Raw genomic sequence first — 24,054 nt, 5'->3', positions numbered from 1 at the left:
CTCTGCTCCCCCTGCTCCCCCTGCTCCCCTGCTCCCCTGCCCCCTGCTTCTTCTTCCTGTCACCTGTCACCTAATTCCCGGCAATGACAATTTGACCATAGAGGTCATAGGCATCGGCACTGTGGATCTTTACTGGCACGATGGTTCCTAGCCTTGCGTCACCTTTAACATAGACTTGACCATCAACTTCTGGGGAAAATCTGCCGGAACGGCCGATTAATTCTCCACTTTCGGGGTTTTCTTGCTCAATCAGGACATCAACTATTTTGCCTACTTCCTGTTGATTTTTGAGGAGGGAAATTGGTTGTTGGAGTGCCATGAGTTGATCACGACGCTCTACCATCAATTCTTGTGGTAATTGATTTGGTAAATTGTAGGCGGGGGTTCCCTCTTCCGGTGAGAAGGTGAAGACACCAACATGATCAAATTCATGTCGCTCGGTAAACTCTAGTAAATGTTCAAAATGCTCTTGTGTCTCTCCAGGGAAACCGACAATAAATGTGGTTCTTAGCACTGCTGAGGGGAGGGCAGTTTTGATACTTTCGATAATTCCATCGTTAACTCTTCCTTGCCAAGGACGGTTCATGGCTCGAAGAATTTCTGGATGAGAATGTTGTAAGGGCAAATCTAGATAAGGCAGTACGTTTGGTGTCTCTTGAATTGCCGCTATCACATCTGGTGTGAGTCCAGTAGGATAAGCATAGTGCATTCTGATCCACGGTATATCTACTTTCCCTAAAGCTCGAAGTAATTCCGCTAACTTTGGTTTTCCGTAAATATCCAAACCATAATTGGTGGTGATTTGGGAAATCAGAATTATTTCTTTTACTCCTTGATCTGCCAATTGCTTGGCTTCAGCAACTATTGATTCAATAGTGCGCGATCGCTGATTCCCTCTCAGATGAGGAATAATACAAAATGCACAACGATAATCGCATCCTTCGGCAACTCTTAGGTAAGCTACTCCTTCGGTTGTAGTTCGGTAGCGTGGTGTGGTTTCATCCGCTATGTAGGTAGGTTGGGCGGTAATTTGTTTCACCCTCTCTCCCTGTTCTACCCGCTCGATGACATTGACAATTTTGTGATAATCGCCTGTGCCAATCACGGCTACTGCTTCTGGCAACTCTTCCAATAATTGTGCTTGGAAGTGTTGCGCTAGGCAACCAGTAATAACGACTTTTTTATTTGCTTCTGCCAGTTCTACTAAGGTTTTTACCGATTCTTCTCTAGCAGCTTCGATAAAACTACAAGTATTGACAATTACATAATCAGCTAACTCTTCATTTGTATCTACACCATAACCTGCTTCTACCAACAGACCTAACATATGTTCTGTATCTATTCGGTTTTTCTCGCAGCCCAAGTGAGAAATGGCTATTGTTGGCTTGTCACCCATATTTTGAAAATATCTTCAGTTTTCTTTTCGTGCTGTCAAACATAACAAGTAATAATTAGGTGCTTTTTCCCGCACCCTGATCAGGACACCGTAGTAATAGATTTCCACTACCAGTTGTTTTTCGTAAATGCCCGTGGACGTATGACCCTAATCAGTAAAGATATAGCGGTCATGCTATGATGTTTTTATTAATCTGTTTCCCAGGGTAAACTTGAGTGTCTTCTGGTAATTTTGACACTCGTAATATTTTTTAACGATTCGCTTATTGGTATTTTACACTACCGCAGCGTGTGCGTTGTTAATTTACCCATCGGGAAGCCGCCCAAAGGGCTGTTTTTGAGAAGTCGCTACCCTCAGGGAAATCGCAAACGCGACTGCGCCCATAAAGCAGTAATGCTACCCTATATCTTAGGCTAAACCCGCGATGATGCGCTGGCATGATGCCTAAACTACGGGAAAGCTGCCTTGCGTCTTGTGAGTGGCAAACTCCTCTTGTAGCCAGATTTGATCTTAACATATCTTATGAAAGGTTTAACGCTAATTTCCATCTTGAGAAGGAGGCAACAAACCATTCATAATCAAACAAATTGACTAGTCTAGATAAAAGTCAAGAGTTTGCTCAAATATGGAGTATGAAGGCGGAAACTGTCTCAATTACCAGAGGATATAGTCAAAAGCACGCCAATACTCAATTTACCACCTATAAGGGACAGGTCAGATGCAAAATTATTTTTGTCTTTTCATCCTTGATCCTTAAACAAAAAATTCTCAACCCTGGACTTTGCCAAGCAAAATAAAGACGTGGACTTATATCAGCTATTCAAAACTCGAACACCGATTATTGGCGTAGTTCATCTGCTACCCCTACCTACCTCACCCCGTTGGGGTGGTAGTCTGAAAGCGGTAATTGACCGTGCTGAACAAGAAGCAACAGCCCTGGCCAGTGGTGGGGTAGACGGCTTAATTGTAGAAAATTTTTTCGACGCACCCTTTCCTAAAAACCAAGTTGATCCAGCAGTTGTCAGTGCGATGACTGTAGTGGTACAGCGAATACAGAATTTAGTAACTTTGCCTGTAGGGTTAAATGTTTTACGGAATGATGGCAAAAGTGCAATGGCGATCGCCACTTGTGTACGGGCGCAGTTTATCCGGGTTAACGTGCTGACAGGAGTAATGGCCACTGACCAGGGATTAATTGAAGGAGAGGCACATCAATTACTCCGCTATCGTCGAGAACTAGGCTCTGATGTGAAAATTTTGGCTGATGTGTTGGTTAAACACGCTCGTCCTTTAAGTTCACCCAATCTCACAGTTGCTGTCAAAGACACAATAGAAAGAGGTTTAGCTGATGGGGTGATTTTATCAGGTTGGGCTACTGGCAGTCCTCCTAACTTAGAAGACTTGGAACTGGCTTGCGGTGCTGCTGCTGGTACACCAGTTTTTATTGGTAGTGGAGCGAATTGGGAAAATATTGGTACGCTGATGCAAGCAGCAGATGGTGTGATTGTTTCCAGTTCTCTCAAACGCCACGGTCAAATTTCTCAGCCTATTGACCCGATTCGTGTCAGTCAATTTGTGGAAGCTGCTCACCGGAATTGGAATTCTAAAGGTGAAAGTAAATCAAGTTCCTCTATAAAGTTACATTCGTAAATGGGTAATAGGGAGATGGGCAGAAGATTCTTTACCTGTTCCCTGTTCCCTGTTCCCTTCTTTCCCAATTACCAATCACCAATTATGATTCGCCGTCGTTCTACTCCTTGGATTCATAAGTGGTCGCGTCCATTGATTGGGGCGATCGCTGGGCTTGGTATCCTCAATACAGGTTATCTCACGTTTGAAAAGTTAACAGGAGGTAATCCTGTTTGCACTACTCCAGAAGGTGTTAAGGGTTGTACTGATGTACTTTCTAGCCCCTGGGGTACAGTTTTTGGTCAGCCTTTAGCTTTGTTTGGTTTGCTGACATACATTAGTATGTTTATATTGGCTGTAGCTCCCTTGGCTTTGAATTCAGTAGAAGGGAACAAAAATCGCAAACAAATAGAAAATCTGACTTGGTGGTTGCTGCTGGTGGGTGCGATCGCTATGTCAGTATTTAGTGGATATTTAATGTATGTCCTAGCATTTCAACTCAAAGCTGTGTGTTTCTATTGCATAGCCTCAGCTTTGTTTGCTTTGAGTATGTTAACTCTCACCATCCTGGGTCGTGACTGGGAAGATATTGGACAAATCTTCTTTACTGCTCTGATTGTCGGTATGGTGACATTAATTACTACATTGGGTGTTTACTCTGGTGTCAATACATCAAATAATATTGCCGAACCCACTGATGGTAAAGCCGTACAGATTTTCTTCGACCCGAAAAAAGCAGAACCAAAACCACAAGTGGGCTGGGAAATTACTACTACTTCTGGAGAATCAGAAATCCAGTTAGCAAAACACTTAACCGCAATCGGTGCAAAAGAATATGTTGCTTGGTGGTGTCCTCACTGTCATGAACAAAAGCTACTCTTTGGCAAAGAAGCTTACAAAGAAATTAACCACATTGAATGTGCTTCTGTCGATAACCCTGGCACACCAACACAAGAGTGTATAGCTGCAAAAATTGAAAGTTACCCTTCTTGGGTTATCAATGGTAAAACATACAGTGGTGTGCAGAATTTAAACGAACTGGCCAAGATAAGTGGTTATACAGGGCCTCAAAACTTCAAGTATTTTAAGTAAAGTGCCTCATTCCACTGCAAACACACCTTAAACTGTCCTCTTTTGACCCTGATTATCAACCCGTCACACCTAACTTACGCTGCAATATGGCTCGGTTAATTACCTTATACTTTTAATTTGGCTTGGGACAAGGGAAAGGGAAAAAGGAGAAAACCCTTTTCCCCTAAACCCAGTCAGCTTTCCCCAAAGCAATTTACTAATTCCTGATGATTAACCGAGCAGTATTAAGAAGCGTGTTTTAGCCAAATAATATAAGGACTCCGACGAGGTTTTTATGCATCAGCAGTTCAGCAATTTTCTTCCTAGACTTGTATTTACAATCCGAAAAATGCTGAGTCAAGGACGTAGAGAATTAATGACTGCTTCGTGGGTTGCGATCTTTGTGTTGCTATTTCGATACATGGGATTATTACAATCTTTGGAGTTAGCAACTTTAGACCAATTTTTTCATTTGCGTCCCTATGAAACACTAGAGGAACGTATTACTATCATCGCCATTGATGAAACTTCTTTGCATGAAGCAGGTTCTTGGCCGATTTCTGATGAAAAAATAGCTCAAGTGTTATCCAAATTAAACAGCTATAAACCCCGTGCAGTTGGCTTAGATATCTACAGAGATTTGGCTGTAGAGCCTGGTCATGACAAACTAATGGCGGCTTTTAAGGCAATGCCAAACTTGATTGGTATCGAACTACTGGCGCATAAAATAGATACTAAAGTTTCACCTGCACCAGAGTTAAAACAGCGCGGACAAGTGGGTTTTAATAATGTGTTATATGACCTTGATGGCAAGGTTCGCCGCAGTTTACTATACTGGCACGAAGATGATGAAGTTTATGAAAGTTTTGCTTTGAAGTTAGCTTTATTATATCTCAATGCTGAGGGAATCACACCCAAAAAATCTGCCAGAAATCCTGAATATTTACAGTTAGGTAAGGCTGTCTTTACTCGGTTTGAGAGTAATAATGGTGCTTATATTGGGGCGGATGCGAGAGGTTATCAAATTTTATCTAATTTTCCCAAACCCCGTGGTCAAAATTCATCTACAAAATCTTATATTTATCATCAGGTGTCTTTGGGAGATATATTAGCTGACAAAGTTCCCGATCATTTAATTCGCGATCGCGTTGTACTTATCGGTTCTACAGCACCTAGCCTCCAGGATTTTCTATTTATTTCCTACTCCAATCCTGTGATGGGCATTAGTGAAGCCAAACCTATCGCTGGAGTTCAACTACAAGCTTATTTTATTAATGAATTAATTTCTGCTGCTCTACAAGGACGACCATTACTGAAAGTATGGTCTGATTTACTAGAAAATTTGTGGATTGTTATTTGGTCTTTTATAGGAGCAGTGATTATATGGCGAATCCAACAACCAATAAAAAGTATCTTCATCTTTTTACTGTTGGGTTTGGCTTTAAACATAAGTGTTTACATTGCTTTTTTAGCAGGATGGTGGATACCGATTATTCCTCCCTGGCTGACTTTTGGTGGTTCAGCTATTACCATGACTTTTTACATCAATTATATACAAAAAGAATTAAAACGTTCTAAAGAATTTTTGCATCAAGTTATCAATGCTATTCCTGATCCTATTTTTGTAAAAAACCAACAACATCAATGGATTGTTTTAAACGAGGCTTATTGTCAATTTAGTGGTTATTCCTATAATTTATTAATGGAAAAATCAGATTATGATCTTTTTCCTCAGCATGAAGCCGATATATTTCTTCAACAAGATAATCTTGTTTTTCAAACTCAGCAACCCCAGGAACATGAAGAAGAATTTACTGACATTCATGGAAAAACTCATCTGATAGCTACTAAGCGATCGCTCCACAAAGATGCTGCGGGTAATTTATTTTTGGTTGGTGTGATTAGAGATATCACTCAACGCAAACAAATCGAGGCAGAACTAAAACAAATTGCTGATGATTTATTTCGTTCTAATTATGAATTGAAAATCCAAGAAAACTATTTGCGGCAATTAGCATATCATGACCCTCTGACCGGTTTATCTAATCGCAAGTTTTTCACAGAACAACTATATGAATGTTTGAAATGGTCACAATCTAATAACGTTATGTTGGCATTATTATTTATAGATTTAGATGGCTTTAAATCAGTAAATGATTCATTAGGGCATGAAATGGGCGATCATCTGCTGGTAATTATTGCTCAACGGCTAAGTAATGCTTTGCGTGTTAGTGATATAATTTCTCGTTTAGGTGGTGATGAATTTACGGTGATTTTACAGAGTATTGCTAATGTACAGATACCTGCAACGGTAGCCGAAAAACTTTTAAGTGTAATAACTGAGCCGATTATTTTGGATGGCCATGTCATTAGGGTTTCTGCAAGCATCGGTATTAGTATTTACCCTATCAATGCCGACAACAGTGAAACCTTGATCAAACAAGCGGATACAGCAATGTACCAGGCCAAACACCTGGGGAAAAATCGCTATGAGTTTTCCTCATAAGCACTTCAGCAAAATAAATTATACATTTTTCCAAACAATAGAAATACCTGCCACGAAGAGGAAAAGGGACAGGCGGGAACAAGCCCCATTCCAGTCATCTTGTTCTGTTACCTTTTATCCATTTTTGCCGTTATGTATATGAAGTTTTATTAATTTTTGCTACAGCTAAGTGGTGCAATTAATCGTTGATAAATAATTTAAATTACAAATCGTGTTGTTTTTTTAAATTTTATCCTTTTTTATAGAAAAGCTTAGTATTTACACCCAAAGAAATTAAGCTTTGGTTAAATATTAAACAATTTCCTAATTTCTTGATCATAACTAATGAATATCCATCTGAAGATTGATGCTGGAAAGGTCATATTAGTAATATTTCTTAATAGGGATAGTTTTTCAATAAGAGACTACTTTTGCTGAGAAAAAAACTAAAATTAGCTGCTTTTTGTTGGGTTAGTAGCTATTTGCTAACACCATGAATGTCACCAGGCTTGGAATTTTAATGAATAACTTCATCAATCTAGAGTTGACAACGAAACAAAACAGGATTTCTATATATGCTAGACAATTTATTGAGGAATATCGAAACTAATGTGAGAATCACAAGTATTGTGATATTATGTATAGTCGCTTCATTTATTTTCATTCCCAAAATGACAGAACTAACAATCACCTTTAATAGTTTAATGGTGAATGGTTTTAGTGATCCTGAAAGCTCCAATTTAACTAAAAATCAGGTAAATAGGGCTGATCAAAATATATATATTCCCCCAAACTATGGTGCGCCTGACAGCCAACATGGTAGCGGGACGCGGTGATGATAAAGTTTCGGATTGTCTGTGTTAGCTTGTAATATTTAGTGAGATTGCCACCAACGATGATGTTGGATAGTTGTGTGGACTTGCCACTCAGGAGCTAGTTGGGGATAATCTAAACGGTAGTGTCCGCCCCGGCTTTCAGTTCTAAAAGCAGCACTTTTGAGAATTAAATAAGCTACATCTAATAGATTGTGGGTTTCTGCCCAAAGTCGCAACAGCTGATCAATATTCGGTAAGTTGAAACTTGCTGATTCTTGAGGACGTAAATGTTGTAAAAATTTACTTAAAGGTAAATTAGCAAAATCCTGTTGCCAAGATTCTACAGTGGCGATCGCATTTTCCAAACTTGATTGTTCTCGACAAATACCAGCACTTTGCCAGACTAAACGGGGTAACTTTTCCCTGATGGCTTCTAGTTGTAATTGTTGATTTTCCCAATCACCAAGGGATAACTCAAAAAAGAAAGGATTTGGGAAAGATGCGGATTCTGTAGTTTGAGCCTTCCTCAGTATTTCATCCTCTAAATTAGCCATCTGCGCCCCAAAGACGATACATTCCAATAGAGAATTACTGGCGAGGCGATTAGCACCATGAACTCCCGTACTGGCAGTTTCTCCCACAGCATATAAACCAGGGATATTGGTACGATTCTGCAAATCTGTAAAAATACCACCCATCCAATAATGAGCAGCAGGGGCGACAGGAATCGGTTCATTGAAGACATCAATACCCCAATGCTGACAAACTTTAATAATGTTAGGAAACCGATGGCGAATTTTATCAGCAGGGATAGGACGCATATCTAACCAGACATGGGCAGTGGCAAGATCAACGGCTGTACGTTGTAAATGACTAAAAATAGCTCTACTGACCACATCTCGCGGTGCAAGTTCCCCATCTGGATGATAGTCAAAAGCAAAGCGCCGTCCTTGGTTATCAACAAGGTGCGCCCCTTCACCACGAACAGCTTCGCTGATCAGAAAGCGTCCTGGTTTTGTCAGGGCTGTAGGATGAAATTGGACAAATTCTAAATCGCGGAGGATAGCCCCAGCCCGCCAAGCTATAGCTACGCCATCACCTGTACTGACAGCCGGATTAGTAGTTTGGGCAAATACTTGACCTCCACCACCTGTGGCTAAAACTACAGCGTCAGCTTTTACCCATGTCACCTTACCTTGATAAAACAGGCTGATTCCTTGACAACGATTGGTTGCTGGTTCTATCCACAAGGATAAAGCCAAAGCTTGCTGAATAACTTGGATATTGGGACGACGCAATACTTGAGCCGCGAGAGTTGTGGTTACTTCTCTACCTGTGGTATCGGCGGCGTGCAGAACACGATGACGGGAATGGGCTGCTTCTAAGGTTAAAGCTAAGGTGTTACCATGACGGTCAAAGGCTACCCCTAAGTTAACTAAGGACTGAATACAATTAGGGGCTTTTTGGGCTAAAAATTCTACTGCTTTGACATCACACAAACCTGCCCCGGCTTTTAATGTATCTTCAATATGCAGCTTGGGTGAATCCTCTGGAGAGACAGCAGCAGCAATACCACCTTGCGCCCAATCACTGGCAGATAAAGTAATAGTTTCTTTAGTAATTAAGCCTACTCGTAAGGATTCTGGTAGACACAGGGCTGTGTATAGTCCAGCAGCGCCAGCGCCGACTATTAAAACATCAAATTGGCTGGGAATATCTAATAAATTCAAAATGATAAAAGGAGTTCAGGAGTCGAGGAGTTCAGGAGTTTAGGAGTCAGGAGTCAGGAGTTTAGGAGTCAGGAGTCAGGAGTTCAGTAGTTCAGTAGTTCAGTAGTTCAGTAGTTCAGTAGTTCAGTAGTTCAGTAGTTCAGTAGTTCAGTAGTTCAGGAAGAATTAATTTTCTCCTCTGCCCCCCTGCTCCCCTGCCCCCCTGCTCCCCTGCCCCCCTGCTCCCCTGCTCCCCTGCTCCCCTGCTCCTCTGCTCCCCTGCTCCCCTGCTCCCCTGCCTCCAATTACCAACTAGGGTTATCTATAGATACCGTTATTAATACGATCATCTCCTTCGTTGAAGTTCGGCTCGTATTCTGTGACGGCGAAGTTACCTAAGTTGGCTTGTAAGGTTTGTTTTTGGCGATCGCTCAATCCTGGTAAATTCAATACATCTTCCACACTCTTGTAAGGAGCATTTTTGATGATCTTTTTAGCTAATGTGGGATAAAGACCTGGATACTGCTGAAAAGCAGCAATGTTGGTATTATTCAAATCAATTTTTTTACCAAATTCAGTTCCTAACTTGGCATCTGCCTTATTTTGGCGTGCAATTGCCAAAACTGGAACTTGACGCAAAGCAATGTTGCTAAAACTTACGGCTTGGGCTGTTTGGGTTGTTCCCAGCCATCCCCAGCAGCCTAGCAACACACTAAACACTGTTAATAAACGTACTAATCCTTTCACGATTTTTCTACCTCTTTCCATCAAACAAAAATCAAAGCTTTCAACTAAACGCTGTCAACTGTGGGCTGAAGTGAGAAGTATGGAGTATTGATTCAACCCCGGTGATAACTTTGGGGGGTGATGGGGTACTTTTTCCTCTGACTTCATGCTTGGGCTGATAGCTGATAGCTGAATCAACACACAGCAGTCATCAGAAACTAATATACAGCTTAGTGAACTACCGAAACTAAGCTGCATTTGAAGTTGCAACTTCTAGTATGATTCGCTATTACCACGTTCGGGATTTTTTGGAAATTTTACTTTGTAAAAATTTATGTCCAATATATAGTATTGAGCTTTTTTTGCAGTTGATGATTAGCAGCTGAGAACTTTAAGCAAGAATGGCAGCTACTAAGAATAAACTGTCTACTAAAATTGTACTCAAAACGGCTCCACCAAAGGCGTACCAATGTTTTTGCTTTTTACCCAACGATACCAGCCCGACGGTCAAGAGTGCTAAGGCTAGAATGATTGCCCAAACTTCTCCCCATGGTGTTTGCACTTGTGCTAAAGCATTTTTTAAGATTTGTGAAGCTCCATCGGCATCTGTTCTCATAATTTGCCGCCAATAGGGCATTAAATCTACTACATAAAAATATATATCTGTTAAAACTGTGCCGAATAAAGAACCCAGATAAAACCAGTTACCGACTTTGCCCCAATTTCGCCACAGACACCAGATAGCAAAGGGTAGTCCCAGAGATTCTATGGGTAAGTGCCATAAGGGTTCCCAACGTAACCAACCCCAATAAATTGCTCCTGTTAACCAACTCCAGCTAAATCCTAAGAGTAAATCTCCCCAGAGATAGGTTTGCGGACGTGACATTAATGTCAAACTCAGCCAAATCCAGAGTCCTGTGATTACTAAACTGAGGGTAGGTAGCGATCGCACTAATGGCGCTTCTATAAATACTGGTACGGTTACTAAAAAAACTGCCGCTACAAATACTAACCAGCTTTGCCTCCAAGTTATTCCACTGGGAAGCGAGGGTGATAACGAAAGGGTAGACTCCAATTCTTTGATACCTCTGTGTTTATTCTCAGTAGTATGTAAATCAGCATCAATAGGCGAGTTGGCAACAGTGTAAGCAGACAATGTATTATTAATCAATGTTTTTAATATTTGTTACTAAACTTTACTTATCTACGATATCACACACCAAAATCCCCCTGGGGGGCATTGTAATTATACTGCAAATTTCGGAAATAAATTCTTCAAATTCTTATCAACTCCTGAATTAATGCTGAAACTCAGACTAAAAAATGGTATTACCTGTGAATCCTGAACTCCTGACTCCTGACTCCTGCCTCCTGCCTTCTGCCTTCTGCCTCCTGCCTCCTAACTCCTGCTATAAAATCTTGCCCGGAAAATCTGATGATCAGAACGGATCAGGTTGGATAATTTGCTAAAATTACGCATCCATTTTGGGAGTCTCGTTGATGGCGACAATCATAGAAATAAGTAGTATAGGTTTACTATCTTGGCCACTTTTGGCTGTGGCAGAAAACACCGAAAAAATTACCCCTGAATGGTTACAGGCGCTGATTTTAGGTATTGTTCAAGGTATTACAGAGTTTTTGCCCATCAGCAGTACAGCACATCTGTTAATTGTCACCAAGATATTTGCTTGGAAAGAATTAGGTTCTAAAGACTTTGTTGATGCCATTCAATTTGGCAGTGTAATTGCTATTTTGTTGTATTTTTGGTCCCTGATTTCTAGTATTCTTAAAGGTGGAATTGCGGCATTAAAGGATAGAGATTGGGAACGTGAAGAATGGAAAATTATTGTAGGTATTACTGTAGGTACAATGCCAGCATTAATTTTTGGCTTTTTATTAAAAGACATTTTACCTGAAAGCGCATTAATTATTGCTATTATGTCAGTAGTAATGGCGTTGTTACTAGGGTTAGCAGAAAAAATTGGCACTCGTAAGCGAGGTTTCAATTCTTTACAAATTCGAGATGGTATATTAGTAGGATTGGGACAAACTCTAGCTTTGATTCCTGGGGTTTCTCGTTCTGGGTCAACTTTGACAACTGCCTTATTTTTAGGATTAGAACGTGACACAGCCGCTAAGTTTTCATTTTTGTTAGGCTTTCCCACTCTGACGATAGCTACCTTGTATAAAAGCCTGAAAATATTCAAACTATTTCAGGAACAACAGTTACCAGATAATATTGTTTTTCTGTTAATTGTTGGTATTATTTCAACTTTTATTTTTTCCTACCTATCAATCGCTTTTTTGATTCGGTACTTACAAACAAAAAATACCTTTGTGTTTGTCTGGTATAGATTGGCCTTTGGCAGTGCCATTTTATTAGCGATCGCAGCTGGTTGGCAAGGATAATTTTAAAGAAGTCAGGAGTCAGGAGTCAGGAGGCAGGAGGCAGGAGGCAGGAGGCAGGAGTTCAGTAGTTCAGTAGTTCAGGAGTTCAGTAGTTCAGGAGTCAGAAGAAAAGAAGAAAAGAAGAACGAAGAACGAATTAATTTTTACCCTGCTCCCCTGCTCCTCCGCTCCCCTGCTCCCTTTCTTCTTCCCTGTCACCTGTCACCTGTCACCTGTCACCTATTCCCTATTCCCTATTTCCTATTTTGAATTCTCCATGATTACTATTAGTCCTGCAAAAATTACCAAGGTGCTACCTGAATCCATCGCTGCTGAAATTGGCTTTGATGTGGGTGATGCAATTGTTGCTATTAATGGGATAAAACCCCGTGATTTAATTGATTACCAGTTTTTATGTGCAGATGAAGTTTTAGAATTAGAAGTTTTAGATGCTGGAGGTAAAACTCATCATATTGAAATTGAAAAAGATTATGATGAGGATTTGGGGCTAGAATTTGAAACAGCTTTATTTGATGGCTTAATTCAGTGTAATAACCGTTGTCCCTTTTGCTTTATTGATCAACAACCACCAGGTAAGCGTTCTAGTTTGTATTTTAAAGACGATGATTACCGTTTGAGTTTTTTATATGGTTCTTATTTAACTCTGACTAATTTATCAGATAAAGAATGGCAACGGATTGAACAAATGCGTTTATCTCCTTTGTATGTTTCTGTTCATGCAACAGAACCAGAAGTGAGAACTAGGCTCTTAAAAAATAACCGGGCTGGAAAAATTTTAGAACAACTCAAATGGTTTCAAAAAAGACGCTTACAAATTCATGCTCAAGTGGTGGTTTGTCCAGGGATAAATGATGGTGAACATTTGGAGCGAACATTACGAGATTTAACATCTTTTCATACGGGAGAAATACCTGCGGTAGCATCAGTGGCAGTTGTTCCAGTTGGTTTAACGCGATTTCGTCCCCAAGAAGATGAACTCATACCTGTAACCCCAGAAAAAGCCAGAGAAGTAATTACTCAGGTGAAATCACTATCTCAAGAATTCCGTCAAAAATACGGTTCTAGTGTGGCTTGGTTAGCTGATGAGTGGTTTTTAATTGCTGGTGAAGAATTACCCAGTGAAGCTGAATATGAGGACTATCCACAAATTGATAATGGTGTTGGTTCTATTCAGTTGTTTATTAAGCAATTTACCTATGCTGCTCAGGAATTATTACCGCCTAAAATTGCTGAACCGAGAAAATTAACTTGGGTGGTAGGTAATGCTGTTGAACAAGCATTTCAACCAATTCTGCAACAGTTAAATGCTGTGGAAGGATTAGAGGTGAATATGCGGGCTTTATGTAGCGATTATTGGGGACAAAATATCAGTGTTACGGGATTATTGACCGGACATGATTTAATATTTCACTTAAAAGGGCAAGATTTAGGTGAGGGGATTTTGTTGCCTAGTGTCATGCTTAAACATGGGGAGTTAATATTTTTAGATGATATGACTGTTGAGGAAGTAGCTCTTCAATTGAATACTAAATTATTACCCGTTGGAGGAGTTGAGGATTTAATCAATAGTTGTAGTCAGTAGTCATCATCTAAGAGAATTTTGGATTCTGGATTGACCCACGGTTAAATATCGAGGCTTGTCCTATCAAGTAATTATCTGCATTAAGTTACCAATTACCAATGACTAAAAATATTAAATTCCCCTTAAAAAAAGTGGGATTATTTTGTTTAAAGTTAAATTTTTTATTTTTTAATTTTTGGGTCATATTACCTGTAAGTGCTGCAACACACACAGGGGAATTAAACATGATCACCAGCCAGGAAGATACCAAGGAATTGATAGATATTAATAATACTAATTCTATCCCACCAGAAAAATTAATTCGACGGGTTAATGGTGGTAAAAAACCCAATCCTGCTAAACCAAAAACCCAAATTCGACGGGTTAATGGTGGTAAAAAACCCAATCCTGCTAAACCAAAAACCCAAATTCGGCGGGTTAGTGGTGGTAAAAAACCCAATCCTGCTAAACCAAAAACCCAAATTCGACGGGTAACTGTTCCGAAAACAACACCTCCTCAAGTAAAACCTGTTACTAAAGTTACGCCTGTAAATTTCCAAGAGGATATTGATCAACTAGAAGCCGGAGTGCGTTTAGATGTTATACCTAATTCTAATCAACCTATTAGTAGTAAAGATGCGATCGCACTGCAACGAGAGTTGGAAAATTTGATTGGGAGAGTAGAAAGCGCCAATTTAGCTGCATCTGTACACAATGGTGGTGTGAACGTCAATAAACCTCAATCATTAAAAGCAGAAACTCCCAAGTTAGGATCTACCACCACCACAAACTTAAGTTTAGAGGAAACTTTAGCCCAAGCCAGGGAAGTTGCCAAAAATATCCCTGTTTTGATTTCCCAAAAAAACTATGCCTTGGTACGTCAACAGTGGTTAAAGTCAAAAACAACCTTATGGCAACAATTTCCTGTAAATCAACGCATAGCTCAACCAGAAATTCGCGCTGTTTGGTTAGATCGGGGGACAATTGTTAAAGCTGGGAATGAAGCGGAACTAGCAAAGATTTTTGATCGCTTGACGCTAGCGGGAATTAATACTGTATTTTTTGAAACTGTCAATGCTAGTTATACTATTTATCCCAGTCAGGTTGCACCCCAACAAAACCCCTTGATTAAAGACTGGGATCCACTAGCATCAGCAGTGAAATTAGCCCATGAACGAGGAATGGAGTTACACGCTTGGGTGTGGACTTTTGCGGCTGGTAATCGCCGTCACAATGAACTTATTGGTATTAGTGCTGATTATCCAGGGCCTGTGCTGGCAGCTAATCCCGATTGGGCAAATTATGATCAGCGTGGGCAAATGATTCCTGTTGGTCAAACTAAGCCTTTTTTAGACCCAGCTAATCCTGAAGTACGTGAATATTTATTAAAGCTATACGCGGAAATTGTGACTCGCTATCGAGTGGATGGTCTGCACTTAGACTATATTCGCTATCCCTTCCAAGACCCTTTTTCTGGTCGAACTTATGGTTATGGTAAAGCTGCCAGGGAAAAGTTTCAGCAACAAACTGGTGTAGATCCAGTAAAAATTTCTCCGACTCAGCGGCAGTTGTGGCAAAAGTGGACAGCATTCCGCACTGAACAAGTTGATAGTTTTGTGGGTGAAGTTGCACAGATGTTGCGAAAAAAGCGGTCTTATTTAATTTTATCGGTGGCTGTGTTTCCGTTAGGGGAATATGAGCGAGTACAAAAAATTCAACAGCATTGGGAAGTTTGGGCTAGACGAGGAGATATAGATTTGGTTGTGCCGATGACTTATGCTTTGGATACTCCCCGTTTCCAACGATTGGCAGAACCTTGGATTCATTCTACTAAGTTAGGTTCTACTTTATTGGTTCCTGGAATTCGTCTGCTTTCTTTACCAAGTCTGGGAGCATTTGATCAGTTACAGCTGCTGAGGGATTTACCTGTTAGTGGTTATGCTTTGTTTGCGGCCGAGAATTTTAATGAGAAGTTAGACGAAATATTGATTAGCACTCAAGGGAAGGTGCAGAATACAAAGCATGATCCTATACCTCAACGTCAGCCTTTTCGGACTGCGGCTTTTCGCTATGCTGCTTTACAAAAAGAATGGCAATTTGTGTGGGAAAAGAGTGTGCGATCGCCTAACTTTGTAACTACAAGTGCTAATTTTAAGAACCAATCCCAAGAATTACAAAATGCTTTAAATCAATTGGCGATTTTACCTTCTGCTAGTAATTTGATTAGTGCTAGAGGAGCTTTGACTCGTTTTCAGTCTCAATTTAAAAGTTGGATGAGCGTAGCAGTACCAGAAAATCCTTATCAAGTTAAAGTGTGGGAAAATCGTTTGATTACCATAGAAAGGTTATTGCGTTATGGTGAGAGAAGAGTGATTAATAAAGCAGCGTTCAATTAGAAAACAGCTTGATTTTAAGGTGATAATGATAGATTTTTTCAGAAAGTCTAATATTTTTGGATTACCTTAGTTTTTAATGTTTGAAAATAGGGTATAATTTGTAGCTTAAATACTTTTGTAAGTCTACCCAATATAAGATTGTTTATTTCAAACAACAGTATGAGAAGCAGTAGGTTTTAATAAATATTTTTTGGTAGTGAATTTTAAATAAATTATGCAAGCATCACCTCACTATCTCGTACTACAAAATTTAGATGCAATTATTGACTGTTCACCGCTGACGGTTGCACCAGAAACGCTAGTATTAGATGCGATCGCTCTGATGGCAGAACGATGTCAGGATGTGTTGGTAAAGTCTGGCTTCCAGGTCATAGGATGCTTGACATCACAAGATATCCTACGACTTGTCGCTTCAGGAATAGAGTTGAGAACCACTAAGATTGCTGAAGTGATGCAAACCTCAGTGATAAAACTGAAGGCAGCAGCAGTTACCGCTTTAAAACCCATAGTATCTTTGTTATCTCAGAATCAGACGCAATTACTAGCTGTTGTAGATGAGCAAGATCAAATGATGGGAGTGATTACCCCTGAAAGCATCTGTCTGGCTTTAGGAGTAGTAGAAATGGTGGAAAATCAACTTCTGCAATCTCAGCAAATGTTGCAATTAATTATGGATACCATTCCCCAGAGTATTTTCTGGAAAAATAGTAATTCTGTCTTTTTGGGTTGTAATCGCAACTTTGCAACAATGGTGGGTTTTGAAAATCCAGAAGATATTGTGGGCAAGACTGATTTTGATTTAGTTGCTGATCAAGAACAAGCAGAATTTTACCGTGCCTATGATGCTGCCGTGATGCAGACTAATCAGCCTGAATATTATCACATTACACCCAAACAGCAAGCAGATGGCAGTCAGATTTGGCTAGAAACTAATAAAGTCCCCTTGCATAGTACAGGAGGGCAAGTGGTTGGTATGTTAGGGACAGTACAAGATGTTACTCAGAGGCAGCAAGCACAAGAGGCTTTAGAAAAAAGCGAGGAATGGTTTCGCTTTCTTGCTGAATCTATTCCCCAGCAAGTATGGATTGCTGATGCGGATGGTAATCTTGAGTATATCAATCAACGCACTATAGATGATTTTAACTCGATAAAAGAGCGCATTTTGGGTGAACAATGGACACAATGGGTACATCCTGATGATTTGCCCAATACGGTTGATACTTGGCATCAATCTTTAGCTACAGGTACAAATTACGAAGTAGAATTTCGCTTGTTGCAACAAGCTTCAGGAACCTATCGTTGGCATTTGGGGCGAGCTTTACCGTTGCGCGATCGCCAAGGTAAAATTGTCAACTGGTTTGGAACTAATACTGACATTCATGATCGCGTAACCGCAGAAATTGCTCTCCGAGAAAGTGAAGAATGTTTCCGTTTATTAGTAGAAGGAGTGAAAGACTACGCTATTTATATGCTAGACCCTGAAGGCAGGGTAATGAGTTGGAATTCTGGTGCAGAATGTATTACTGGATATCAAGCAGCGGAAATTATAGGACATGATTTCGCGTGCTTTTTTCCACCTGAAGATATTGCTAATGCCATACCCAAACAACAACTAGAAGCAGCAACCCTGAATTCTAGGTGTGAATGTGAAAGCATTTTTGTTCGCAAAGATGGCTCCTTGTTTTGGGCTAATTGTATTTTAACGGCATTGCATAATGATACTGGTGAACTGAGAGGTTTTTGTAAAATCACTCGTGATATTACCGAAAAGAAGTTAGCAGAAAAGTCTTTGTTAAGACTGCAAAAAGCCATAGAAAGTACCAGCGATGGTATTAGTATTGCCGATATTTATGGACAGGTAATTTATGTTAATCCCGCTTTTGTAGAAGTATTTAGATATACTGAGATTCAATTAAATACTTATGGTGGTTTGGTGACTACTTTTAGGAATCCCAAAGTATTTGAGACAGTATTGGCTACAGTCCACAGAGGAGAATCTTGGCATGGTGAAGTCACTATGCAAGCTCAGAGTGGGGACTATGTGCAGGTTGATTTGCGGACTGATGCGATTAAAGATACAACTGGTAAGATTGTTTATCTGGTAAGTATCTATACTGATATTACTCAAAGAAGGTTGATTGAAGAAGGTTTAAGGTTGCGCGATCGCGCGATCGCCGCTAGCAGTAATGGCATTATCATTGCTGATATTACCATCCCCGATGGCTCAATTACTTATGTCAATCCTGCCTTTGAGCGCATGACTGGTTATACAGCAACGGAAGTGATGAGACAAAATTTTCGTTTATTCTTGGGTGCTGATATCAATCAACCAGCTTTAGAACAAATGAGAACTGCTATGCAAACCGGACAAGACTGCACAGTTATTTTACGGAACCATCGTAAAGACGGCAGTCTTTTTTGGCATGAGTTAAATATTTCTCCCGTATATGACACAGACGCTTATCTTACCCACTACATTGGCATTCAAACAGATATCACTCAACGTAAGCAGGCAGAAACAGAATTACTTCTCACTCAACAACGGCTACACTACTTACTTGGTGCTAGTCCAGCCGTAATCTATACCAGAGAAGCTACGAGGGATTATGGCACTGTTTTTATCAGTAATAATATCAAAGGTATGGTAGGCTATGAAGCACAGGAATTTGTCAAAGATTCTGGCTTTTGGTTTAGTCACATTCACCCAGAAGATGCACCAGATGTACTAGCAGAACTCTCACAAGTATTTGAAAAAAAACATTACTGTTTAGAATATCGGTTTTTACACGCAGACGGCACTTATCGTTGGGTATCCGATCAAGGTAAGGTAGTGTGGGATGAAGTTGGCAGCCCATTAGAACTTGTTGGTTACTGGGCAGATATTACCAGCCGCAAACAATTAGAGCAAGAACTCAGAACAGCACTAGAGAAAGAAAAAGAACTCAACGAACTTAAATCTCGCTTTATTTCGATGACTTCCCACGAATTTCGTACCCCTTTAAGTACCATTTTGTCTTCTGCTGAGTTGCTAGAACACTACCATCAGCGATGGACAGAAGAAAAATTATTGATACATCTAAGACGAATTCAAACTGCTGTCCATAGGATGACAGAAATGCTAGATGATATCTTAGTAATTGGCAAGGCAGAAGCGGGAAAACTAGAATATAAACCCTTATTTTTTGATTTGGTCGACTACTGCCGTCAATTAGTAGAAGAAGTACGGTTGAATTTAAAAAGTCAACACTTGATCTTCTTTAGCAGTCAATGTAAATCTATATCCTGCTATATGGATGATAAATTACTGGGATATATTCTCAGTAATTTGCTATCAAATGCACTCAAATATTCTCCTGATGGCAGTTTAGTTAGATTTACACTCGCTTGTAAAAATGAACAAGCAGTATTGGAAATTCAAGATCAGGGAATTGGTATTCCTGAAGAAAACCAATCCCACTTATTTGAATCTTTTCATCGTGCTAACAATGTCGGTAATATCTTAGGAACTGGATTAGGATTGGCAATTGTTAAAAAGTGTGTAGATATTCACAAAGGTGAAATTTATTTCACTAGCAAACTAGGAATAGGTACAAAATTCACTGTTAAACTACCAGTAAAGACATATACAACATGAGGTTAATTATGCCCAAAATTTTAGTAATAGAAGATGAAGAATCAGTTCGGGAAAACCTGTTAGATTTGTTGCAAGCAGAAGATTTTGAAACAATCTCCGCAGATAATGGTCAAATTGGATTCGATTTAGCTATTTCCCAATTGCCAGATTTAATTCTCTGTGACATGATGATGCCGCAATTAGACGGATATGGGGTATTAACTGCATTAAGAAAAGAGCCATTAACTGCAACTATTCCCTTTATTTTTCTAACTGCTAAATCTGCAAAATCCGATTTTCGACAAGGTATGGATTTGGGTGCAGATGATTATCTTACCAAGCCATTTACTCGTTCTGAATTATTAAGTGCAATCAAAAACAAATTAGAAAAATTTGCAAATTTAAAAAAATATTTATTAGTCCAGACGACTGTTCATAGATTAACTCCGAGAATGCAATTATTAGAAAAAAGTCTATACCAAGTCATAAAAGAAGATAATTTTAAGGGATTTGAAATTCATTATCAACCGATAATTGACATTAATACTGGTAAAATAACTTCTGCTGAGAGTTTATTGCGTTGGTATAGTGATGAATTAGGTCAAATTGCACCAAGTGAATTTATTCCCTTGGCAGAGTCAAATGGTTTAATTATTCCTATTGATAACTGGGTTTTAAAAAATGTTTGTAAAAGAATTAAAAATTGGTACGACGCAGGAATTAGTGGTTTGACTATTGCTATGAATTTATCAGCAGTCGAATTTAATCAACCTGATTTAATATCTAAAATCCTTGACTTAATAGAGACTAATCAGTTAGACCCAAGTTGTATAGAAATTGAATTAACTGAAAGTAAGATTATGGAAGATGTGCAAAGTGCAATCCATACTATGAATGAATTACGCTTACTGGGAATCAAAATAGCAATTGATGATTTTGGTACTGGGCAATCTTCTTTAAACTATCTCCAAAATTTTCCAGTTAACACCATTAAAATAGATCGTGATTTTATTCACGATGTCGCTAATAATTATGCCAAATCAATTATTACTAAATCCATGATCAAAATGGCTCAAGAACTCAATCTAAGAATTATTGCTGAAGGTGTAGAAACAGAAGCAGAACTGTTATTTTTAAAGCAGAATAAATGTGATGCTATTCAAGGTTATTTATTTAGTCCAGCATTACCAGCAGTCGAATTTGAAAAACTTTTATTTACTAAGAAAACATTATTCATGTAAATGTTATATTAAAAAATAATACCCAGACAATAATTATTTTGAACTCTTGAAGCTTCAAAATCTAAATTCAAAATCTAATATTCTGTAAGGTGAAAAAGTAATTATGACCCAAAAAGAAAATGAGCTTAATACCCAGACAGAAGGATGTTCTTCCCATTCAGGTGAACGTTATTGGGGTTATGTAGAAGTAATAGAAGAAGGAGAAACTTATAGAATTAGTCGTATAGAAATTAAGCCCCGACATGGGATTAAACCGCAAATTCATTATCATCGTCATGAACATTGGGTAGTAGTTTCTGGTGTAGCTAAGGTAATTTGTGGTGAGCAGGAGATATTGCTAAATCGTAATCAGTCAACCTATGTACCAGCTGCAACCTTGCATAAAGTAGAAAATCCAGGTTCTATTCCTCTAGTGATTCTAGAAATTCAAAATGGTGAGTATTTGGGTGAAGATGATATAGAACGTCCTTTGGAATTTAAGTCTGTGCCATGAAAAATCTCCAAATTCCTGATTCTTGGCAACCAGTTCTAGCTGAAGAATTGGCAAAACCATACTTTGCTAAACTCCAAGATTTTTTGATCAAGGAACAACTATCTCATACTATTTATCCAGCTGAGAAAGATGTTTTTTCTGCTTTTGAATTGACACCTTATGAACAAGTTAACGTTTTGTTGCTGGGACAAGATCCCTACCACAATGAAAACCAAGCACATGGATTATGCTTTTCTGTCAAACCAGGGATTAAACCACCACCATCACTGGTAAATATTTTCAAAGAACTAAGAGCAGATTTAGGTTGTGATATTCCCAAGCATGGCTATTTGGTGCAGTGGGCTAAACAGGGTATGTTGATGCTGAATGCGGTTTTGACTGTAAGAGCGCACACACCAAATTCTCATAAAAATCAAGGTTGGGAAACTTTCACGGATGCAGTTATTAATAGGGTTAATGAAAAAAGTGATCCGGTGGTGTTTGTGCTGTGGGGTGGATATGCACAAAAGAAACTGAAATTGATTGATACAACTCGACATCTGGTTATACAATCTGCCCATCCTTCACCTCTTTCTGCACGAAATGGCTTTTTTGCTAGTAAGCCTTTTTCCGCTATTAATTCAGCCTTAACTGCTTGTGGTAAGCCGGAGATTGATTGGCAACTCTAAAGAGGCAGGGGAGCAGAGGAGCAGGGGAGCAGGGGGAGATAGGGGAGCAGGGGAGAAAATTAATTCTTCCTGAACTACTGAACTACTGAACTACTGAACTACTGAACTACTGAACTCCTGAACTCCTGAATTCTTTCTTGTTAAAACCAGCCTTCTTGTTCTAGGGTTTCAATTAATTGCAATCCACGGGGATCTCCTACTCCCAGGAGTGATGCTTTGGCATCTTCTCTCACTCCTAAGTCTTTGTCTTCAGCAAAGGCTTGAATTAAGGCATCTATGGCTGTGGCATAAACTACGTTGGAGGGTAGTTCTTTACACAGTTGACCAATAGACCAGGCGGAATTGCTGCGAACTGCGGCAATGGGGTCTTGAACTAGAGATTCAATTAATGGAGGGATTGCTCCGACTACGGCTTCATAACCTACTCCTGCCATCTGTGCCAGTCCGCTGGCTGCCCAAAGACGAACGGCGGAAATATCGGTTCTGAGGGCATCTGCTAGGGGAATTAAGGAACGGCGATCGCGACAGTTTCCTAAAGCCCAAACTATGCCTTTTCGCACATAGCCGTTAAAGTCAATGTTGAGTTGATTGATCAATGGCTCTACTGCTTCTGGACTAGGATTGCGTCCGATCGCATAGGCTGCACTGACTCGGACTAAAGGACAATCATCAGTTAGTAGACTAATCAGATGGGGAATTGCCTGTTTATATTCGATATCACAGAAAGCACGCGCTGCTAACATCCGTTGCTGGGGCTGAGGATTTTCCAGCAGTTCCAGCATTAATTCAGGATCAGGTTTTACCACTTCTGATTCAGCAGTAAGTGGTTGTATATGGTCTAGGGGGCTGTCTAGCTCCGCTTCGGTATCAAGTAAGCTTAGGTCTTCTTCGTCGTACATAATTATCTATTTACATCCCTGCTAGGGATCAATTCATAACCCCCTATCCAACAAGCAAAACCCTGATAGACATTAATTAAATTATTGTACAGGTTATTGGAGTGATTTTATCATCCACAGAGATTGTGTTTGATAATTAAGTTGATGATAAAGATTTAATGCGGGTGTGTTGGACTCAAATACCTGTAATCCAATTTGGCGATCGCCTCTTTGTTTTGCCCAGTTTTCAATATAGCGCATTAAGGCTGTACCAATTCCCCTACGGCGATATGTTGGGATAACGTAGAGGAGGAAAATGTGAGCATGACGGCTACCAGTGACTTGATCTATGGCGTTACCCACCCATAAACAGGCTATGGGTGTTTGGGACTGGGAAAAAGATATTTCTCCCATGCTCCCATGCTCCCCTGCTCCCCTGCTCCCCTGCTCCCTTGCCTCTTCATATACCCACCATAAAGGGGTATCAAGGGATAAATATTGCTCAACTGTACGAGCTAGGTGGGAAAAATCTTGATGAGGAAATATTTCCTGGTAAGTCCACTGCATGAACTTGACCAGGATTGCTCTATCTATGGTAGAGCCTCTACGAATGTGGTAGCCAGGAAGAGGGAAGTTCAAAATTGGGCTGGGGGGCTGGGGGGCTGGGGGGCTGGGGAGCAGGGGAGCAGAGGGGCTGGGGAGCAGGGGAGAATTTCAGTAATTACGAATTACGAATTACAAATTATGAATTATCAGCCCAATGGGTGCTGGTGCAGCCATGTCGGAGGGTAAAAAGATGCGGGCGCTAACTGCTACTAAGGCAACTATAAATACTAGGACGACGAGTAAGGGGGCGATGTATTGACGAAAAATAGCCATATTTGGATTTTAATTAGCCAAGGAATTTTGGGAAAATCTAGCTAAAAATTTGTGAAGTTTGCTTAATGCATTTTAGCGATTTTGG

Annotated in this window: 18 protein-coding genes; 11 read left to right on the top strand and 7 right to left on the bottom strand. The window is 39.8% G+C overall.

All coding sequences use genetic code 11. The features are described from left to right. Window positions 1-70: 70 nt before the first annotated feature. The gene (rimO, locus tag ACLLO5_RS22465) at window positions 71-1,396 is read right to left on the bottom strand and encodes a 30S ribosomal protein S12 methylthiotransferase RimO (RefSeq protein WP_413172718.1); all 1,326 of its coding nucleotides are present in this window, start codon (window positions 1,394-1,396) and stop codon (window positions 71-73) included. Window positions 1,397-2,197: 801 nt separating this feature from the next. Between rimO and btpA the strand changes: the two genes are divergently transcribed. The 4 genes from btpA to ACLLO5_RS22445 all read left to right on the top strand — a co-directional run bounded on the left by btpA (window position 2,198) and on the right by ACLLO5_RS22445 (window position 7,417). Next, window positions 2,198-3,046 carry a photosystem I biogenesis protein BtpA gene (gene btpA, locus ACLLO5_RS22460; protein WP_413172717.1) on the top strand — a complete coding sequence of 283 codons (849 nt, stop codon included), beginning with the start codon at window positions 2,198-2,200 and terminating at the stop codon, window positions 3,044-3,046. 84 nt (window positions 3,047-3,130) lie between these two features. Continuing rightward, entirely contained in the window at window positions 3,131-4,117 is a 987-nt protein-coding gene (locus ACLLO5_RS22455) for a vitamin K epoxide reductase family protein (RefSeq protein ID WP_413176160.1), read from the top strand. 274 nt (window positions 4,118-4,391) lie between these two features. Continuing rightward, window positions 4,392-6,602 (top strand): CHASE2 domain-containing protein, encoded by a 2,211-nt coding sequence (locus ACLLO5_RS22450; protein ID WP_413172715.1) that lies wholly within the window; start codon window positions 4,392-4,394, stop codon window positions 6,600-6,602. A 554-nt stretch (window positions 6,603-7,156) separates the two neighbouring features. Next, complete coding sequence (locus tag ACLLO5_RS22445; protein WP_413172713.1) at window positions 7,157-7,417, top strand: hypothetical protein; 261 nt, start codon at window positions 7,157-7,159, stop codon at window positions 7,415-7,417. A gap of 38 nt (window positions 7,418-7,455) precedes the next feature. Here the strand turns inward: ACLLO5_RS22445 and nadB are convergent, their stop codons facing one another. The 3 genes from nadB to ACLLO5_RS22430 all read right to left on the bottom strand — a co-directional run bounded on the left by nadB (window position 7,456) and on the right by ACLLO5_RS22430 (window position 11,002). After that, entirely contained in the window at window positions 7,456-9,126 is a 1,671-nt protein-coding gene (nadB, locus tag ACLLO5_RS22440; protein WP_413172712.1) for an L-aspartate oxidase, read from the bottom strand. A gap of 297 nt (window positions 9,127-9,423) precedes the next feature. Continuing rightward, entirely contained in the window at window positions 9,424-9,852 is a 429-nt protein-coding gene (gene psbU / locus ACLLO5_RS22435) for a photosystem II complex extrinsic protein PsbU (protein WP_413172711.1), read from the bottom strand. 370 nt (window positions 9,853-10,222) lie between these two features. Beyond that, window positions 10,223-11,002, bottom strand: coding sequence for a DUF3120 domain-containing protein (locus tag ACLLO5_RS22430; RefSeq protein WP_413172710.1), 780 nt, complete (start codon window positions 11,000-11,002; stop codon window positions 10,223-10,225). 329 nt (window positions 11,003-11,331) lie between these two features. On the opposite strand from ACLLO5_RS22430, the gene ACLLO5_RS22425 reads away from it, so the two are divergent. The 7 genes from ACLLO5_RS22425 (at window position 11,332) to ung (ending at window position 22,212) form a co-directional block, all read left to right on the top strand. After that, the gene (locus ACLLO5_RS22425) at window positions 11,332-12,240 is read left to right on the top strand and encodes an undecaprenyl-diphosphate phosphatase (protein ID WP_413172708.1); all 909 of its coding nucleotides are present in this window, start codon (window positions 11,332-11,334) and stop codon (window positions 12,238-12,240) included. Between the two features lie 256 nt (window positions 12,241-12,496). After that, entirely contained in the window at window positions 12,497-13,822 is a 1,326-nt protein-coding gene (locus ACLLO5_RS22420; protein ID WP_413172707.1) for a TIGR03279 family radical SAM protein, read from the top strand. A gap of 224 nt (window positions 13,823-14,046) precedes the next feature. Continuing rightward, entirely contained in the window at window positions 14,047-16,197 is a 2,151-nt protein-coding gene (locus tag ACLLO5_RS22415) for a family 10 glycosylhydrolase (RefSeq protein ID WP_413172706.1), read from the top strand. 214 nt (window positions 16,198-16,411) lie between these two features. After that, the gene (locus tag ACLLO5_RS22410; RefSeq protein WP_413172705.1) at window positions 16,412-19,831 is read left to right on the top strand and encodes a PAS domain S-box protein; all 3,420 of its coding nucleotides are present in this window, start codon (window positions 16,412-16,414) and stop codon (window positions 19,829-19,831) included. An 8-nt stretch (window positions 19,832-19,839) separates the two neighbouring features. Next, window positions 19,840-21,051: an EAL domain-containing protein gene (locus tag ACLLO5_RS22405; protein WP_413172704.1), complete on the top strand. Its 1,212-nt coding sequence runs from the start codon at window positions 19,840-19,842 to the stop codon at window positions 21,049-21,051. Window positions 21,052-21,154: 103 nt separating this feature from the next. After that, window positions 21,155-21,544: a phosphomannose isomerase type II C-terminal cupin domain gene (locus ACLLO5_RS22400; RefSeq protein ID WP_413172703.1), complete on the top strand. Its 390-nt coding sequence runs from the start codon at window positions 21,155-21,157 to the stop codon at window positions 21,542-21,544. After that, complete coding sequence (gene ung / locus ACLLO5_RS22395) at window positions 21,541-22,212, top strand: uracil-DNA glycosylase (RefSeq protein WP_413172702.1); 672 nt, start codon at window positions 21,541-21,543, stop codon at window positions 22,210-22,212. The genes ACLLO5_RS22400 and ung overlap by 4 nt, the downstream gene beginning before the upstream one ends. A gap of 140 nt (window positions 22,213-22,352) precedes the next feature. Here ung and ACLLO5_RS22390 read toward each other — a convergent pair whose 3' ends face one another. From ACLLO5_RS22390 to ACLLO5_RS22380, 3 genes are all read right to left on the bottom strand, one after another. Beyond that, window positions 22,353-23,111: a HEAT repeat domain-containing protein gene (locus tag ACLLO5_RS22390; RefSeq protein ID WP_413172701.1), complete on the bottom strand. Its 759-nt coding sequence runs from the start codon at window positions 23,109-23,111 to the stop codon at window positions 22,353-22,355. 93 nt (window positions 23,112-23,204) lie between these two features. Then, entirely contained in the window at window positions 23,205-23,657 is a 453-nt protein-coding gene (locus ACLLO5_RS22385) for a GNAT family N-acetyltransferase (RefSeq protein WP_413172700.1), read from the bottom strand. 168 nt (window positions 23,658-23,825) lie between these two features. Then, window positions 23,826-23,969, bottom strand: a complete 144-nt coding sequence (locus ACLLO5_RS22380; RefSeq protein ID WP_413172699.1) for a hypothetical protein — start codon at window positions 23,967-23,969, stop codon at window positions 23,826-23,828. Window positions 23,970-24,054: the final 85 nt, after the last annotated feature.

Origin of the sequence: Anabaena azotica SJ-1, assembly GCF_047275885.1 — a bacterium.
GTDB lineage: Bacteria > Cyanobacteriota > Cyanobacteriia > Cyanobacteriales > Nostocaceae > Trichormus_B > Trichormus_B azotica_A.
This window is presented reverse-complemented; position numbering and strand designations above follow the sequence as displayed.

What these genes read in the sequence shown, in the direction of transcription:
- ACLLO5_RS22445 (WP_413172713.1), top strand. Translation starts at nt 7,157, where the DNA reads ATGCTAGACAATTTATTGAGGAATATCGAAACTAATGTGAGAATCACA.
- rimO (WP_413172718.1), bottom strand. Translation starts at nt 1,396, where the DNA reads ATGGGTGACAAGCCAACAATAGCCATTTCTCACTTGGGCTGCGAGAAA.
- ACLLO5_RS22385 (WP_413172700.1), bottom strand. Translation starts at nt 23,657, where the DNA reads ATGCAGTGGACTTACCAGGAAATATTTCCTCATCAAGATTTTTCCCAC.
- ACLLO5_RS22455 (WP_413176160.1), top strand. Translation starts at nt 3,131, where the DNA reads ATGATTCGCCGTCGTTCTACTCCTTGGATTCATAAGTGGTCGCGTCCA.
- ACLLO5_RS22410 (WP_413172705.1), top strand. Translation starts at nt 16,412, where the DNA reads ATGCAAGCATCACCTCACTATCTCGTACTACAAAATTTAGATGCAATT.
- ACLLO5_RS22405 (WP_413172704.1), top strand. Translation starts at nt 19,840, where the DNA reads ATGCCCAAAATTTTAGTAATAGAAGATGAAGAATCAGTTCGGGAAAAC.
- ACLLO5_RS22420 (WP_413172707.1), top strand. Translation starts at nt 12,497, where the DNA reads ATGATTACTATTAGTCCTGCAAAAATTACCAAGGTGCTACCTGAATCC.
- ACLLO5_RS22390 (WP_413172701.1), bottom strand. Translation starts at nt 23,111, where the DNA reads ATGTACGACGAAGAAGACCTAAGCTTACTTGATACCGAAGCGGAGCTA.
- ACLLO5_RS22400 (WP_413172703.1), top strand. Translation starts at nt 21,155, where the DNA reads ATGACCCAAAAAGAAAATGAGCTTAATACCCAGACAGAAGGATGTTCT.
- ACLLO5_RS22450 (WP_413172715.1), top strand. Translation starts at nt 4,392, where the DNA reads ATGCATCAGCAGTTCAGCAATTTTCTTCCTAGACTTGTATTTACAATC.
- ACLLO5_RS22415 (WP_413172706.1), top strand. Translation starts at nt 14,047, where the DNA reads ATGATCACCAGCCAGGAAGATACCAAGGAATTGATAGATATTAATAAT.
- ACLLO5_RS22380 (WP_413172699.1), bottom strand. Translation starts at nt 23,969, where the DNA reads ATGGCTATTTTTCGTCAATACATCGCCCCCTTACTCGTCGTCCTAGTA.
- ung (WP_413172702.1), top strand. Translation starts at nt 21,541, where the DNA reads ATGAAAAATCTCCAAATTCCTGATTCTTGGCAACCAGTTCTAGCTGAA.
- ACLLO5_RS22425 (WP_413172708.1), top strand. Translation starts at nt 11,332, where the DNA reads ATGGCGACAATCATAGAAATAAGTAGTATAGGTTTACTATCTTGGCCA.